Here is a 13,801-nt window from a genome sequence, read left to right on the forward strand (position 1 = left end):
CCCACATCGTAACTGGCCCTCGCTCAGCGCCCGACTTGTTCCTACGGTGACCGGAACCACAATGGAGCTCCCAGCGCCACCGCCCCGGCGGTGCGTGCGAGAAGGAGGAGACGTGACTTCAGCGTCCGACCCGGCACAGAGCAGCGGCCTGAAACCAGGGCTCAAGCAGCGACATATGAACCTGATCGCCCTCGGCGGCGTCATCGGGGCCGGGCTGTTCGTCGGCAGCGGCGTGGTCATCCAGTCGGCCGGTCCGGCCGCGGTGGTCTCGTTCCTCATCGCGGGCCTGATCACCGTGCTCATCATGCGGATGCTCGCGGAGATGACGATCGCCAAACCCGCGCTCGGCTCGTTCTACGTCTACGCGAGGGAGGCGCTCGGCAATCGCGCGGGCTTCGCCGTCGGCTGGATGTACTGGTACTTCTTCGTCATCGTCGTGGCGGTCGAAGCCGTCGCGGGCGGCCGGATCCTGCAGCTGTGGGTACCGGACGTGCCACTGTGGGTGCTCAGTCTCGGCCTGCTCCTGATCCTCACCGGCACCAACATGGTCTCGGCCCGGTCCTACGGCGAGTTCGAGTACTGGTTCTCCTCGATCAAGGTCGTCGCGATCGTCGTCTTCCTGGTCGTGGGTGCGTTGTACCTGTTCGGTTTCTGGCCGGGCGCCCGAGGTGGACTGACGAATCTGGTCTCCCACGGCGGATTCGCGCCACTCGGGATCGGTGCGGTACTCGCGGCGGTGGTCCCGTGCATCGGCTTCTACACCGGCGCGGAGATCGTCACCATCGCCGCCGCCGAGTCCGCGGAACCGAAGAAGGCGATCGCGAAGGCCATGCGGTCGATCATCTTCCGGGTGGTGCTGTTCTACGTCGGTTCGGTGTTCCTCGTCGTCGCGATCAAGTCCTGGGACGATCCGGCGACCGCGGTGAGCCCGTACGCGGCGGTGCTGGAGGTGCTCGGCATCCCGGCCGTGGCCACGATCATGAACGCGATCGTCCTGACCGCGGTGCTCTCCTGCCTGAACTCGGCGCTGTACACCTCGTCTCGGATGCTGTTCGCGCTCACCAGCAACGGCGACGCGCCGAAGGCCTTCACCAGGCTTTCCCGCAGCGGTGTGCCGCGGCGCGCGATCCTGGCCGGGACCGCGATCGGGTATGTGTCCGTCATCGCCGCCTACACCTCGCCGGACCTGATCTTCCAGTTCTTGGTCAACTCCTACGGCGCCGTGGCGCTGTTCGTGTACCTCTCGATCGCGCTGGCGCAGGTGCGGCTCCGCCGCAGGCTGGAACGAGAGGATCCGGACAAGCTCACACTCAAGATGTGGCTGTTCCCGTGGCTGAGCTACGCGACCATCGCGCTGATGGCCGCGGTGATCCTGGCGATGGCGCTGCTGCCGTCGACTCGCTCGCAGTTCTGGCTCAGCGCGGTGACGCTCGCGTTGATCCTCCTCGGATTCGAGATCCGGCGGCGGCGGGGGAAGCCGGTGGCGAAGGCGCCGTCCGGGCCCGCCGATCCCGTCCCGGACGAACCCGAGCGTGCCCCGGCGACCGTCCGGGAGTGACCTGGACGGGCTGAAAGCGTCCTTCACCGCATCCGACCCGGTGAAGGACGCTTTCAGCCCGGCGGATCACCTGCTCACCGTGAACTCCCTGGTCACGCTGGCGAGTTTCTCGGGATTGCGGACGTGATAGGCACCGGTGACGAAGCCGTTTTCNACGGGCTGAAAGCGTCCTTCACCGCATCCGACCCGGTGAAGGACGCTTTCAGCCCGGCGGATCACCTGCTCACCGTGAACTCCCTGGTCACGCTGGCGAGTTTCTCGGGATTGCGGACGTGATAGGCACCGGTGACGAAGCCGTTTTCGACCCGGACCGCGAGCACGCCGTCGATCTCCCCGCCGACCCGGATCAGCAGACCGGGGCCGCCGTTGACCTGTACCGGTTCGACGGACCTTTCCGCCTCGCGTTTCCACCAGCCGACGGCCAGCAGCCGGGCCACCTTGTCCGCGCCCACGATCGGCCGCAGCAGGGCGTGTTTCACCCCGCCGCCGTCGCTGAGCGCGACGACGTCCGGCGCGAGGATGTCGAGCAGGCCCTGCAGATCGCCTGTTTCCACCGCCGACTGGAACGCCTGGAGAGCAGCCCGGTGTTCGGCCGGCGACCCGGTGCCGCGCGGTCTGCGCGCGGCGACGTGGGCCCGCGCCCGGTGGGCGATCTGACGTACGGCGGCGGGAGTCTTGTCGACGGCCTGGGCGATTTCGTCGTAGCCGACGGCGAAAACCTCCCGCAGCACGAAGACCGCCCGCTCGGTCGGCGCGAGTGTTTCCAGCACCAGCAGCATCGCCATCGACACGCTGGCGGCCAGTTCGACGTCCTCGGCGACGTCGGGGGTGGTCAGCAGCGGTTCGGGTAGCCACGGGCCGACGTAGGACTCCTTGCGCCTGCCGAGCGTCCGCAGCCGTTTGAGCGCCTGCCGGGTGGTGATCCGGACCAGGAACGCGCGCGGATCCAGCACCGTGTCGAGTGCGACGCCCGCCCAGCGCAACCAGGTTTCCTGCAGGACGTCCTCGGCGTCGGTGGCCGAACCGAGCATCTCGTAGGCCACGGTGAAAAGCAGGTTGCGGTGGGTCACGAACGCTTCGGTCGCCGGGTCCATGGCGCCCTGCGCCTCGGGTCGTTCACTCATCGCCGGTCCTCGCTGGGGTCGTATCGGTCGTGCTTTGCCCATACGACCCCGGCCGGCACCGTTTTGTGACAGTCAGCCCGTTCCCAGCCAGTCGCGGATCGCGGCGACGAATTCCTCGGGTGCGTCGGACTCGACGTAGGTGCCGGCGCCCTCGACGATCACGGTCCGGTGGTCGGGGAAGGTCGCTTCGAGGCGTTCGCGCTCCTGGGGGCGGAAGGCGATGTCGGCGTCGCCCCACACGATCAGCGCCGGCAGGTGGGCGACGTCTGCGAGGCCCGCCTCGACCTCGGTGAAGAAGGCTCGGCTGGCGAGGGTCCGGCCGGGGAACACGGCGGAAGACTGCCGCCGCGCGGGGGTGTCCAGCGCCCGGCGGTAATGGGTCATCTCGGCCGCGGTCGGTTTCCGCCGCCGGTGGCCGGTGGGGATGAACGTGTTGACGAGAAGGTTGAACCGCCGGACCAGGAAACGGCCTGCGGGCCCGCCGATGATGCGGGAGAAGGCCTCGAAATGGAGGATCCCGTTGACCGGCCAGGCCCAGGTGTTCGCGAGCACGAGCCGATCGAACGCGCCTGGCCGTCGCTGAGCGGCGGCCAGGCCGATCAAGCCGCCCCAGTCCTGCCCGACGAGGGTCGCTTTCTCGATGCCGAGCGCGTCGATGAACCCGGTGACCACGTCCGCGTGCTCCTCGGGCCAGTATCGGTAGCCGGGCTTCGGCGTCGACAGCCCGAAGCCGGGGTAGTCGAGGGCGACGCACCGGAAGTCTCCGCGCAGCGCACTGATCACGTCGCGCCAGAGGAACGACCAGGTCGGATTGCCGTGCAGGAACACCAGGGTGGGCCCCGAGCCCTCGTCGATGTAGTGCACGTTGTTCCCGTCGATGTCGACGAAGCGGCTCTCGAACGGGAACAGGTCGTCGTCGACCCAGGAGGGCCGGACGCTCTCGGTGATGTCGGCCATCGCGGCCTCCTCCGGCCTCGGGATACTTGAGTTTTTCACGCACACTTGAGAAGGGCAAGCAATGCGGAGTTATGGCCAGTACTGTGGGCTCGCCCGGGCGCTCGACGTCGTCGGCGATCGGTGGAATCTGCTCATCGTCCGCCAGCTCCTGATCGCCCCCGCCCGCTATCGGGAGCTGCTCGACGGGCTTCCCGGCGTGGCCACCAATCTGCTCGCCGATCGCCTCCGCGACCTCGAGGCCGCCGGCGTGGTCGAACGGAACCTGGCCGAGGGGTCCAACGCCGTCCTCTACGCCCTCACGGAATGGGGCGCCGGGCTGCGCGAGCCGATCGAGGGCCTTGTCCGCTGGTCGACACCGCTCATGATGCGCGGGCCGGATGGTGATCGATTCGACGCCACATGGCTCGTCGTCGCCCTCCGAGCGTTGCTGCCCGGCGGATCCGCCGGGCGGGCGCCGACGATCGGTATCGAGGTGGACGGCAGCCTGTTCCGGTTGCGAGCGGCGCCCGGTGGAACAGAGGTCGAGAAGCACGACGGTGGCGAACTCGACGCCGTCCTCCGGGCCGACGCGGCGATCGTTCTCGGGCTGGCGGCGGGTGCGCTCAAGCTCGACGACGTCGCCGGGCTCGTCGACATCGAGGGGGACGAAGCGGCGGTGCGGGACCTCCTCCAGACCCGCCATGCGGTCCCTCGGGCATGATCGGTTCATGCGTGTCTTGTCGGAGAGTCAGCTCGGTTCCATCCTGGCGGGCGTTCCCGCGTCATGCCCCCGGGTGGTGGTGAGCGGGAACTTCGCCACCCCGATGCGGGCGCTGAAAGTGCTGGACACGGCGCTGGCGGAGTACCGGCTGTTCGCGTTGAACGCGCAGGCCGGAATGCCGGACCGCGAAGGTGTGCTGCTGGAGACGCCGTTCGTGGGTGCCGGGATGCGCGGCCGCGCCGGGCTGCGGTACTTCCCGTCGCGGTTGTCGCTGGTGCCGCAACTGCTCAAGACGGCGCTGCCGCCGGACGTGGTCCTGCTGCACACCTCGGTACCGGTGGACGGCATGGTGTCGCTGGGTACCGAGGTGAACATCCTGCCCGCGGCCGTCGAGGCGGTGCGGGCGCGCGGTGGCCTGGTCGTCGCGCAACTCAACCCGGGGATGCCGTTCGTCCACGGCGACGGAGTCCTGCCGGTCAGCGAGATCGACTACGCCCTCGACGTGGCCGAGCCGCTCCTGTCACCCGTCCCGCGGCCGGTGGGGGACACGGCGCGGACCATCGGTGAACGGGTGGCGGGCCTGGTCGAGGACGGCGCGACCCTGCAACTGGGCATCGGCGGGATCCCGGACGCGACACTGGCCGCGGTGACCGGGCGGCGCGGGCTCGCGATCTGGTCGGAGATGTTCAGCGACGGCGTGCTCGCGCTCGACCGCGCCGGCGCCCTCGATCCGGCCGTGCCGGTGACGGCGTCGTTCGTGTTCGGCACCGCGGAGTTGTACCGCTGGCTCGACCGCAATCCGCGGGTTCGCTTGCTGCGCACGGAAAAGACGAACGATCCCGCCGTGATCGCCCGGCAGCGCGGCCTGGTGTCGGTGAACAGCGCTCTCGAAGTGGACCTGTTCGCGCAGGCCAACGCGAGCCGGGTACGAGGCGCGATCTATTCGGGATTCGGCGGGCAGACCGACTTCGTGGTCGGGGCGTTGCACTCACCCGGCGGGCGGGCGATCATCGCGCTGCCGTCGTGGCATCCGAAGGCCGACGTCTCGACGGTCGTGCCGCGGCTGGCCGGGCCGGTGACCTCGTTCCAGCACAGTTTCCTGGTGAGCGAACACGGCGTCGCGACCATCTGGGGCAACGATTCGAGCGAACAGGCGCAGCAGATCGTCGACCACGTCGCGCATCCGTCGGCCCGGGAAGAACTCGTGACGCGGGGGAGGGAACTGGGATTCGCGCTCTCGTAGTGCCGGTTTTCCCTTGAGGGGCGGGCACGTCGCGAAAGCCGCTTTCGCAACGTCGGGCAGGTCGCGAAAGCCACTTTCGCGACGTCTGGTGTCCCGAAAGTGGCTTTCGCGACGCGGGCACGGACATCGGCACCCACCGGTGGGAACACGCGCGAGCGGGAAGCGGCCAGCCCGCCCAGTCGTCAGTTCTGGGCACCTTCCTCATCCGGGTCGAGGTCGATCCGGTCCCGCCTCGCGCCTTCCGGCTAGCTCGTTGGTGCCGCCGAAAGGTGGCCTCGACCTCACGGGAACGGCGGTGCAGGCGTCACGCGTTCGAGTTTCGTCCAGCCGGTCCAGCCTCGCGTTCTCAGCAGCTCGATCAGCCGGCGGGCCGGCGGCGCGGTGTCGAAGGCGAGTGCGTCCATCAGTTCGGCGAACGGCGGTGCGACGTCGGTGTCGCCGACATAGGCCTCGTTCCGCTCGTCCGCCATCCGCGTGATGTGGACGGCCAGTTTGTCGGCCAGCTCGATCAGCTCGGCGTCGTCGTCGCTCCGGTCGAGCGCCTGCCCCAGGATGAGATAGAAATCGATGAGCGGCGGATCGGCGAGCTGCGCCCTCTTGCGCGCCGCCCATTCCGGGATCCGTTCGGGTGAGTGCGCGGCCAGCAGGATCCAGCCGTCCCGCTCGACCTGGACGATCCGCTCGTCGACGCCGTGCGCCCGCAGCCGGTCGAGAATCTCGACCACCTCCGGCGGCAGCACCAGAGCGTCCCCGCAGGCCAGCCGGGCGATCCGCTCGCGATGCCGCTGCCGTTGGCGGATTTCGGCGCGCAGCCGCTCGTCGATCTCGGTGACCGCCGCGGCGAACTCGCGTTCGTCGGCCTGGAGCAGTTCCCGCACTCGCGACAGCGGGACACCGGCTTCGGCGAGAGTCCTGATCCTGACCAGCTCGATCATCGCCCCGGCGTTGTAGCGCCGGTAACCGGAATGGTCGCGCTCGGGCTCCGGCAGCAGGCCCTTGGCGTGATAGTGCCGCACCGCGCGCACCGTCACCCCCGCGTACGACGCCAGCTCACCGATGGTCAACATGCGCTCAGTGTGCGGCAACGCGGATCAGCCGGGCGATCTCCCGGGCGTGGGTGACGGCGAGCCGGTGGCCGGCGTCGAGCCACGACGTGGAGACGTGCGGCCGCTCGCGGGTGAGCCGTTCGACCCCGGCGCGCCAGTTCTCATTGCGCCACCGCGCACGCTCGTCATCGCTGTCCCCGGCCATCGAGGACGCCATGATCAGGTGGATCGGGCAGTCGATCCTCCGATACCGGTCGAGGATGCCGGAGCGCACCGCTTCGATCTCGACGTTGAGGTCGAGGAAGTCTTGCGGGGAAAGCAGAACCTGACGCGCGGTGCCCTCGACCCGCTCGAACTCGTGCCGCAGTCCCTCCGCCATCGCACGGAACTCCGGCAGGTCGGCCTCGGTGAGGAACGGTTCGGGCACCGGGTTCGCGCCGTCGATGAGGACGAGCCCGGACACGGCGTCCGGATGGCCGGCGGCGTAGTGCACGGCCAGGTCCGCGCCCAGCGAATGCCCCACGAGGACGGGCGCGGCCCGCGGGCCGACGTAGCCCGACTCCGCCATGACAGCGCCGAAATCGCCGAGGAACGCCTCGAAGGTGTACCGGCCGGCGGGCGAGGAGAGGCCGTGGCCTCTCAAGTCGAACGTCACCACGTCCTGGTCGCGGCGCAGCAACCCGATCAGCTCGTGCAGATCCGCCTGTGGCGTGAGCAGCCCGGGACACAGCACCAACGGCCGCCCCCGGCCGCCGCGCGAAACCCGGATCGCGACGCCGTCGTGGTGGACCGTGAAATGGCTGTCTCGCGTGTTCATGGCAGCGATGTTGAGGGGTTGACCCTGCGTCAGGGTCAACTTCACTGCGGATACAGGCGGATGATCCCCGACGGGAAAAGCGTCACCAGGTGATCGGGACGTCGACGGGGCCGCGAAGGGTGAGGAACATCTGCCGCCAGCCGAGTTCTTCGAACGGCACGGCCAGTCTCAGCCGTGGTGCGGCGGCGAGTAAGGCGGTGAGTCCGGCCTGGAGTTCCGTGCGGGCCAGGGCCGCCCCGAGGCAATGATGTGGCCCGTGCCCGAAAGTGAGGTGGCCGGGCGTACGAGCGGGATCGACCAGCTCCGGTTCCGGAAAGCGCCTGCGATCGTGGTTTCCCGCCCGCAAGGGGGCGAGGACGAATTCGCCCGCACGGATCGGGACTCCGCCTATCTCGGCGTCCTCGACGGCGACCCGTCCTTGGTCCGTGGCCGAACTCTGGTCCTGTCGCAGGAGTTCCTCGACCAGTGCGGGGATCCCGGCGGGTTCGCGGGGGAGTGCCGGTTCGACGGCCAGCCGGAGTACGGCCTGAGCCAGCGCGTTCGCCGGCGGGACGTATCCGGCGATCACGATCGCGAAGGCGAGCTGCGTGATCTCGTCCGGGCGCAACGAGTCGCCGGAGTCGTCGCGGGCCTCGATCAGGCCGGTCAGCAGGTCGTCGCCGGGAGCGTTCCGCTTGGTCTCCACCAATTCCGCGAGATAGCCGCCCAGCTTTTGGGCCGCTTGGGCCATTTCTTCATAGCTCGGCGCGGTGAACACCGCGACGATGCTGTCGGTCCAGGACCGTAGTTCGTCGCGAACCGCGTGCGGGACACCGAGAAGCTCGCTGAGCGCGGCGAGGGAGAAGGGAATCGCGAACCCGTTCAGCGCGTCGGCGGGCCTGCCCTGCGAGATCAGCTTCGCGGCCGACTCCGCCGCGAGGGTTTCCAGGCGCGGGCGCAACAGTTCGATCCGGCGCGGGGTGAGCGCCTTGGCCGCGATGCGCCGCAGCCGCGCGTGCGCGGGACCCGACATGGTGAAGAGCAGTCCTCCGCCGTCGGCCGAGCCGGTCCCCGGTACCCAGGGGCGGAACCGCGGATCGCCGAGCAAGCCCCGGATGTCCGCGTAACGCGTGACGAGCCAGGCGTCCTCGCCCGAGGCCAGGCGCACCCGGCCGACGGGTTCCTCGTCCTGACGGCGGATGAATTCCGCGGGACACCGCAACGGTTCCGTGTCCGTGAACGGGTATTCGGCTGCCCCAGTCATGTTCCCTCTCCGTTCCTCGGTCTTCCGGTCGTCTTCTCGGCCAGTGAGTGCAACGGTGTCAGGGCGGAGTCCTCGTCCACCCCCAGCGCGCGAGCGGTCAGCAGCCGGTACAGCTCGCCCGCCGCGCGGGTGAGGCGCGCGGCCCGGTCCGCGACCGAGTCCCCGTCCGGATCGAGCTCGGCGAGCGCCGCGGCGAGGATCTCTTCGGCGGCACGCTGCTGGCGCCGGGCGACGGCTTCGACCAACGCGTCGACCGGGGCGACCAGGGTGCGGCGACGATCCGCCGGATCAGGTCGCGTCACGAGCGCGCCCTCCGCCCGCATCCTGGCGACGGCACCGGAGACGTGGCTCTGCGCGAAACCGGTACGGGCGCTCAATTCGCCGATCGACAAGCCCGGCTCCTCGACGAGCACCGAGATCAGCACGTCGTGGATCTCCGGGGTCTCCGGATCCGAATCGTCACGCATGCCCCGGGCGGCGAGCTCCATCAGATGCTTGCCGAGAAGATACAACTCACTGGCCTTCACATCGATAACGATACATCTAAAACGATGCGAATGTGGGTTTCGAGAGAGGTATCGCGGTCGGTACCGTACCGGCGACAGGGTGTGCCGAGAACCGATGCGTTGCGAGGTGTGGGGTGTCCGTGGCGGGCGAACGGGTTCCAGAGGGTGTCGACATCCGAATGCCCAGTGCGGCACGGGTCTACGACTGGTTGCTCGGCGGTAGCCACAATTTCGACGCCGACCGCGCTGTCGGGGAGAAGGTCATGGCGGTCCTGCCGACGGGCCGCCAGGTCGCCGCGTCCAACCGGGCGTTCCTTCGCCGTGCCGTGCAGTACATGGTCGGGCAGGGCATCACCCGGTTCCTCGATCTGGGCTCAGGGATCCCGGCCGTCGGCAACGTGCACGAAATCGCCCAGGACATGGACCCCGGATGCCGGGTGGTCTACGTCGACTACGACAAGGTCGCCGTCGCACACAGCCGGCTCATCTTGGACGGCAACCCGAACGCCAGTGTCGTCGAGGAAGATCTCTGCAGTCCGGAAGCGGTCCTGAACTCGGAGGCGGCGCGGGCGTTGCTGGCCGATGGCGAGCCGATCGGCCTGCTCATGGTGGCCGTGTTCCACTTCATCCCGGACAGCCTGCACCCCGCCGAGATCGTCACCCGCTACCGCGATGCACTGCCTGCCGGCAGCCTGGTCGCGCTGTCGCATCTGACCGCGGACCACGCGCCCCTGGAAATGGCCGCGGTCACCGAGGCGATGAAGAACAGCAGGGATCCCATGTATTTCCGCCCCTACGCCGAAGTGGCCGCTCTCTTCGAAGGGCTGGAGCTGGTCGACCCAGGTGTGGTGAGCGCGCCACTGTGGCGGCCGGAGCCCGGTCTCCGCGATATCGAACCGGACGACGTCTACGCCGGCGTCGGACGCAAGGTCTGAGTCCGGTCACGTCGCGAAAGCCACTTTCGAGACATCAGGTGTCCCCAAAGTGGCTTTCGCGACGTCGCGAAAGCCACTTTCGAGACATCAGGTGTCCCCAAAGTGGCTTTCGCGACGTGGCCCGGATCTGTGGACGGTCACCACCACCGGACGCCGCGGTCGATGCAGGTGTCCCACAGCGAGTCGGACTGGCAGATCGTGACGATGTCCTTCTTCTTCGAGATCGTCTTGTCGTAATGGGTGCACTTCGGACCTGAATTCGTGTCCCGGTAGTAAGGGCTTCGCCGGAGGCGAGCTCACCGTTTCCTGGAACGAAGCGTAGGCCCAGTAGCCGTTCGCCTTCTTGTCGCACACGGTGAAATCGCGGTCCTTCAGGTCGACGACGACCCTGGCGAGGAGCGGCCCGCCGAGCTCCTGGAGGTCGAAGTTCCGGTAGCGTTCGCTGTCCTGGACCAAGGAGTCCTCGTTCTGGCCATCCAGCCCGCCGTCCGCGGCCGAGGCCGACCCGGCGCCCAGCGCCAGCAATGCGGCGGTCGTGACGCCGACAAATCGCAATTCACGCACAATTACCCCTCTCTGAGCTTTGTGAAATTCGCCCGGCTGTTCCATTGGGCGTGGGAATCACCTCACCGATAGGTTCGGGCGCCGTACACACCTTTTCGCCAGAACGAAAACCGGTAAGTCGGTGGCGTGTTCTGGATCCGGCGTCGACCGGGTCGGAGACCGTTTGTCATGCTGCCGTTGTGGCAACCACGGAAACAGAGCCCGATCAAGCGTCCACCGGCCGGGGGAGAGCACTGGTCCTGGTGTGTCTGGCCGGCGTGCTCTGGGGCACGATCGGCCCGGTGATCCCGGTCGTCCACGACGCTTCGGGCCTCTCGCCACTGGCCATCGGCGGGTACCGCGCCCTCGTCGCGGTCGTCGTCCTGGTGATCGCCGCCGCCGTGCTGCGGCGGTCGCGTGACTGCGTGCGGCTCGGGCGGCGGCATTGGCGGCGAGTGACCGTGGTCGGGATTTCGACGGCGATCTTCCAGCTGCTCTTCTTCGTGGCCGTCCTATGGGCCGGGGTGAGCATCACCACCGTGGTGTGTCTCGGATTCGCGCCGGTGCTGTTGCTGATCGCCGGCAGCGTCCGGCGTCGCCGCAGGGCTTCCGCCGGCCAGTTCCTCACGGTCACAGTCGCACTCACGGGGCTTCTTCTGGTCAGCGTTGCTGGCAGCCCTGACGGCGAAGCGCCGTACCCGGTTCTAGGTGTGCTCGCCGCACTCGCGTCCGGCGCCGCCTACGCCCTCTCCGCCGACGCAGCCGGGCCATTGTCCCTAAGGCTCGACACGCTGACGATGACCACGACGACGACCTGTGTCGCCGCGATGGTCCTCGTTCCCGCCGGGCTGATCGTGCCGCTGGCGACCGGTGGCGGGATGTGGACCGGCGACATCGGGTCGTGGGCGCTGATCGGCTACCTCGGGGCCGTGACGATGGCGCTCGCCTACGCGCTGCTGTTCACCGGCCTCCGGTCCACACCCAGCGGCGCGGCGGTGGTGGCGACCCTGCTCGAACCGGTCACCGCCGTCGTGATCGCCGTCGTCTGGCTGGATGAACGGCTGACGGTCGCGGGTGTCGTGGGGGTCGTGCTGATCATGGCCGCGATCGGCAGCCTGGGACGGTATTCGAAGGAACCCGCGCCGCAGTGACCCGCGACCGGCTCAGCTCGTTTCCCGGACGACCAGCCGGTGCGGGGCGACGATCGAGCGCGGTGATCGCGGGCTCGACATCTGCTCGGCCAGCCGGTCGAGGGCGAGTTCGGCGATGCGATCCTTGTCCGGGGAGACGGTGGTGAGCGCCGGGACACTGAACCTGCCGTCTTCGATGTCGTCGAAACCGATCAGTGCCAAGGAATCCGGCACCGCGACGCCGCGGTCGGCGGCGGCTCGCAACGCGCCCAGCGCGAGTTCGTCGGTGAAGCAGAACACCGCGTCGGGCGGCCGGGGAGAGCCCAGCAGCCGCAGCATCGCCTGATGGCCGTCGGCGCGATGCAGCCGTGGCACGGTCACTTCGAGCTCGGGTTCGGCCGGTAGCCCGGCGTCGGCGAGCGCCTCCCGGTAACCGGCCAGCCGCTGGCGGGCGGTCGCGTTGAGCGAACGCGGCTGGCTCCCGACCGCGGCGATCCGGCGCCGGCCGCGTGCCAGCAGGTGCGCGGTGGCCTCGCGTGCGGCCGCGACATTGTCGATCGCGACGTGGTCGACCCCGGCGGTACCGTCGTGCTCCCCGAGGAGTACGAGGGGAGCGGTGTCGGTCCGGGAGGCCAGTTCCGCGGGGGTCACCGCCCAGGGACTGAACAGCACGCCGTCGACCAATTGGCTGCGCCGCCCGTGCAGCAGTTGCGTCTCCCGTTCGGCGTCGCCGTCGGTCTGATCGATGAGGACCGTCAGTCCCCGGGCTTCGGCGATACGCACCGTCCGCGCGGCGAGCTCGGCGAAGTAGGGCGAGTCGATTTCCGGGATCACCAGCGCGACCAGCCCCGTCCGGCCTTGCCGGAGTGTCCGGGCGGCCATGTTGGGTCGGTAGCCGAGGGCGTCGATGCTCGCCTGCACCCGCTCCCTGGTCGCCGGGGCGACGTAGCGGAAGCCGTTGACCACGTTCGACACCGTCCGCACGGACACCCCGGCGTGCTCGGCCACATCCCGCAGCTTCGGGTTCATCCTCGTCCTCTCGCTCGCGGCGAGGATACCTCTTGCAACGTGGCATGCCACGTTGCAAACTGGAGTGACAGTGCCGTGTCGCCCGGAGGTCGAGATGCCCGTCAATCACACCGCCCCCGCCCCCACCCCGCTGCCCGCCGACGAACTCGAATCCCTGACCGCCCGCCTGCACCGGGAGGGCATCATCGGTCTGCCGCAGGCGTTCACTCGTGAGTGGGTCGGACGGCTGGGCGAAGACATCGAGGCGGCGTTCGCCGAAGCGCGCGGCCGCGAGAACGGTGCGGTCGGTCGCGGACCCAACCGGTTCTACGTCGAAATCCATCCCGAACAGTTGCGCGGGTTCGCCGAATTGGCGTCCCATCCGTGGATCACCGCCGTCGCCGAGGCCGTGCTGGGTCCGGAGTACCGGATCGTCGAGGTCGGCTTCGACGTCCCGCTGGCGGGCGCGATGGATCAGCCGTGGCACCGCGACTTCCCGATGCCCGAGGAGACCGCCCGCCACGGCAGGTTGAACTCGTTGGCCGTCAACGTGACCGCCGTCGACACCGAGCCGGACATGGGGCCCTTCGAGATCGCGCCCGGCACGCACTGGGAGGACGGCGGCACCTTCGAGCACGGCATGTTCCCTCCCCGGGAGGCGTACCCGCGCTACCGGGAGCTGGCCGTACGCAAATTCCCGCGTATGGGCGACATTTCGATCCGATCGGCGCTGACCGTCCACAGAGGAACCGCGAACCACTCGGCCAAGAGCCGTCCCGTTCTCGTCCTCGGCCTCGACGGGCCGGGAGCGGGTAACGACGCCCGCCACGACACCGCCGTGACGCGCGAATACTGGGCGACCCTGCCGGACTCGGTGCGTGCCCACCTCGATTGCCCGATCGTCGACACCCTGCGACCCATCACGCAGAAGCACACCATCGAAGGTCTCGTGATGGGCGAATCCGGCGAAGACTGAACGGTGATTATCCGC

General features: G+C 68.9%; 15 protein-coding genes. 7 read left to right on the forward strand and 8 right to left on the reverse strand.

Features of this window, described 5'->3' with window-relative positions:
• Positions 1 to 175: 175 nt before the first annotated feature.
• Both ACXIZN_RS09120 and ACXIZN_RS09125 read left to right on the forward strand, forming a co-directional pair.
• On the forward strand, positions 176 to 1,558 hold the full coding sequence (locus ACXIZN_RS09120) for an amino acid permease (protein ID WP_457960488.1): 1,383 nt from the start codon (positions 176 to 178) through the stop codon (positions 1,556 to 1,558).
• Positions 1,533 to 1,685 (forward strand): hypothetical protein, encoded by a 153-nt coding sequence (locus tag ACXIZN_RS09125; protein WP_457953616.1) that lies wholly within the window; start codon positions 1,533 to 1,535, stop codon positions 1,683 to 1,685. Before ACXIZN_RS09120 ends, ACXIZN_RS09125 begins: the two co-directional genes overlap by 26 nt.
• Positions 1,686 to 1,773: 88 nt before the next feature.
• On the opposite strand, the gene ACXIZN_RS09130 is transcribed toward ACXIZN_RS09125, so the two are convergent.
• A complete protein-coding gene (locus ACXIZN_RS09130; RefSeq protein ID WP_457953618.1) occupies positions 1,774 to 2,682 on the reverse strand; it encodes an RNA polymerase sigma-70 factor in 909 nt (302 codons plus the stop codon).
• A 72-nt stretch (positions 2,683 to 2,754) separates the two neighbouring features.
• Positions 2,755 to 3,639 (reverse strand): alpha/beta fold hydrolase, encoded by an 885-nt coding sequence (locus ACXIZN_RS09135; RefSeq protein ID WP_457953620.1) that lies wholly within the window; start codon positions 3,637 to 3,639, stop codon positions 2,755 to 2,757.
• Between the two features lie 61 nt (positions 3,640 to 3,700).
• On the opposite strand from ACXIZN_RS09135, the gene ACXIZN_RS09140 reads away from it, so the two are divergent.
• Complete coding sequence (locus ACXIZN_RS09140) at positions 3,701 to 4,339, forward strand: winged helix-turn-helix transcriptional regulator (protein WP_457953621.1); 639 nt, start codon at positions 3,701 to 3,703, stop codon at positions 4,337 to 4,339.
• Between the two features lie 7 nt (positions 4,340 to 4,346).
• Complete coding sequence (locus ACXIZN_RS09145) at positions 4,347 to 5,582, forward strand: acetyl-CoA hydrolase/transferase family protein (protein WP_457953623.1); 1,236 nt, start codon at positions 4,347 to 4,349, stop codon at positions 5,580 to 5,582.
• Between the two features lie 281 nt (positions 5,583 to 5,863).
• Here the strand turns inward: ACXIZN_RS09145 and ACXIZN_RS09150 are convergent, their stop codons facing one another.
• From ACXIZN_RS09150 to ACXIZN_RS09165, 4 genes are all read right to left on the reverse strand, one after another.
• Positions 5,864 to 6,649, reverse strand: a complete 786-nt coding sequence (locus ACXIZN_RS09150; RefSeq protein WP_457953624.1) for a MerR family transcriptional regulator — start codon at positions 6,647 to 6,649, stop codon at positions 5,864 to 5,866.
• 4 nt (positions 6,650 to 6,653) lie between these two features.
• Positions 6,654 to 7,445, reverse strand: coding sequence for an alpha/beta fold hydrolase (locus ACXIZN_RS09155; RefSeq protein ID WP_457953626.1), 792 nt, complete (start codon positions 7,443 to 7,445; stop codon positions 6,654 to 6,656).
• Positions 7,446 to 7,527: 82 nt separating this feature from the next.
• Positions 7,528 to 8,688, reverse strand: coding sequence for a cytochrome P450 (locus tag ACXIZN_RS09160; protein ID WP_457953628.1), 1,161 nt, complete (start codon positions 8,686 to 8,688; stop codon positions 7,528 to 7,530).
• Complete coding sequence (locus tag ACXIZN_RS09165) at positions 8,685 to 9,215, reverse strand: MarR family transcriptional regulator (RefSeq protein ID WP_457953630.1); 531 nt, start codon at positions 9,213 to 9,215, stop codon at positions 8,685 to 8,687. Before ACXIZN_RS09165 ends, ACXIZN_RS09160 begins: the two co-directional genes overlap by 4 nt.
• A gap of 119 nt (positions 9,216 to 9,334) precedes the next feature.
• On the opposite strand from ACXIZN_RS09165, the gene ACXIZN_RS09170 reads away from it, so the two are divergent.
• Positions 9,335 to 10,129, forward strand: coding sequence for an SAM-dependent methyltransferase (locus ACXIZN_RS09170; RefSeq protein WP_457960489.1), 795 nt, complete (start codon positions 9,335 to 9,337; stop codon positions 10,127 to 10,129).
• A gap of 87 nt (positions 10,130 to 10,216) precedes the next feature.
• Here ACXIZN_RS09170 and ACXIZN_RS09175 read toward each other — a convergent pair whose 3' ends face one another.
• On the reverse strand, positions 10,217 to 10,738 hold the full coding sequence (locus ACXIZN_RS09175; protein ID WP_457953631.1) for a hypothetical protein: 522 nt from the start codon (positions 10,736 to 10,738) through the stop codon (positions 10,217 to 10,219).
• Positions 10,739 to 10,872: 134 nt separating this feature from the next.
• On the opposite strand from ACXIZN_RS09175, the gene ACXIZN_RS09180 reads away from it, so the two are divergent.
• Entirely contained in the window at positions 10,873 to 11,823 is a 951-nt protein-coding gene (locus tag ACXIZN_RS09180; RefSeq protein WP_457953632.1) for a DMT family transporter, read from the forward strand.
• Positions 11,824 to 11,835: 12 nt separating this feature from the next.
• Here the strand turns inward: ACXIZN_RS09180 and ACXIZN_RS09185 are convergent, their stop codons facing one another.
• A complete protein-coding gene (locus tag ACXIZN_RS09185) occupies positions 11,836 to 12,831 on the reverse strand; it encodes a LacI family DNA-binding transcriptional regulator (protein WP_457953634.1) in 996 nt (331 codons plus the stop codon).
• Between the two features lie 94 nt (positions 12,832 to 12,925).
• Here ACXIZN_RS09185 and ACXIZN_RS09190 point away from each other — a divergent pair, with 94 nt between their 5' ends.
• Positions 12,926 to 13,786 (forward strand): phytanoyl-CoA dioxygenase family protein, encoded by an 861-nt coding sequence (locus ACXIZN_RS09190; protein ID WP_457953635.1) that lies wholly within the window; start codon positions 12,926 to 12,928, stop codon positions 13,784 to 13,786.
• Positions 13,787 to 13,801: the final 15 nt, after the last annotated feature.

Source organism: Amycolatopsis sp. TRM77291, from assembly GCF_054166285.1.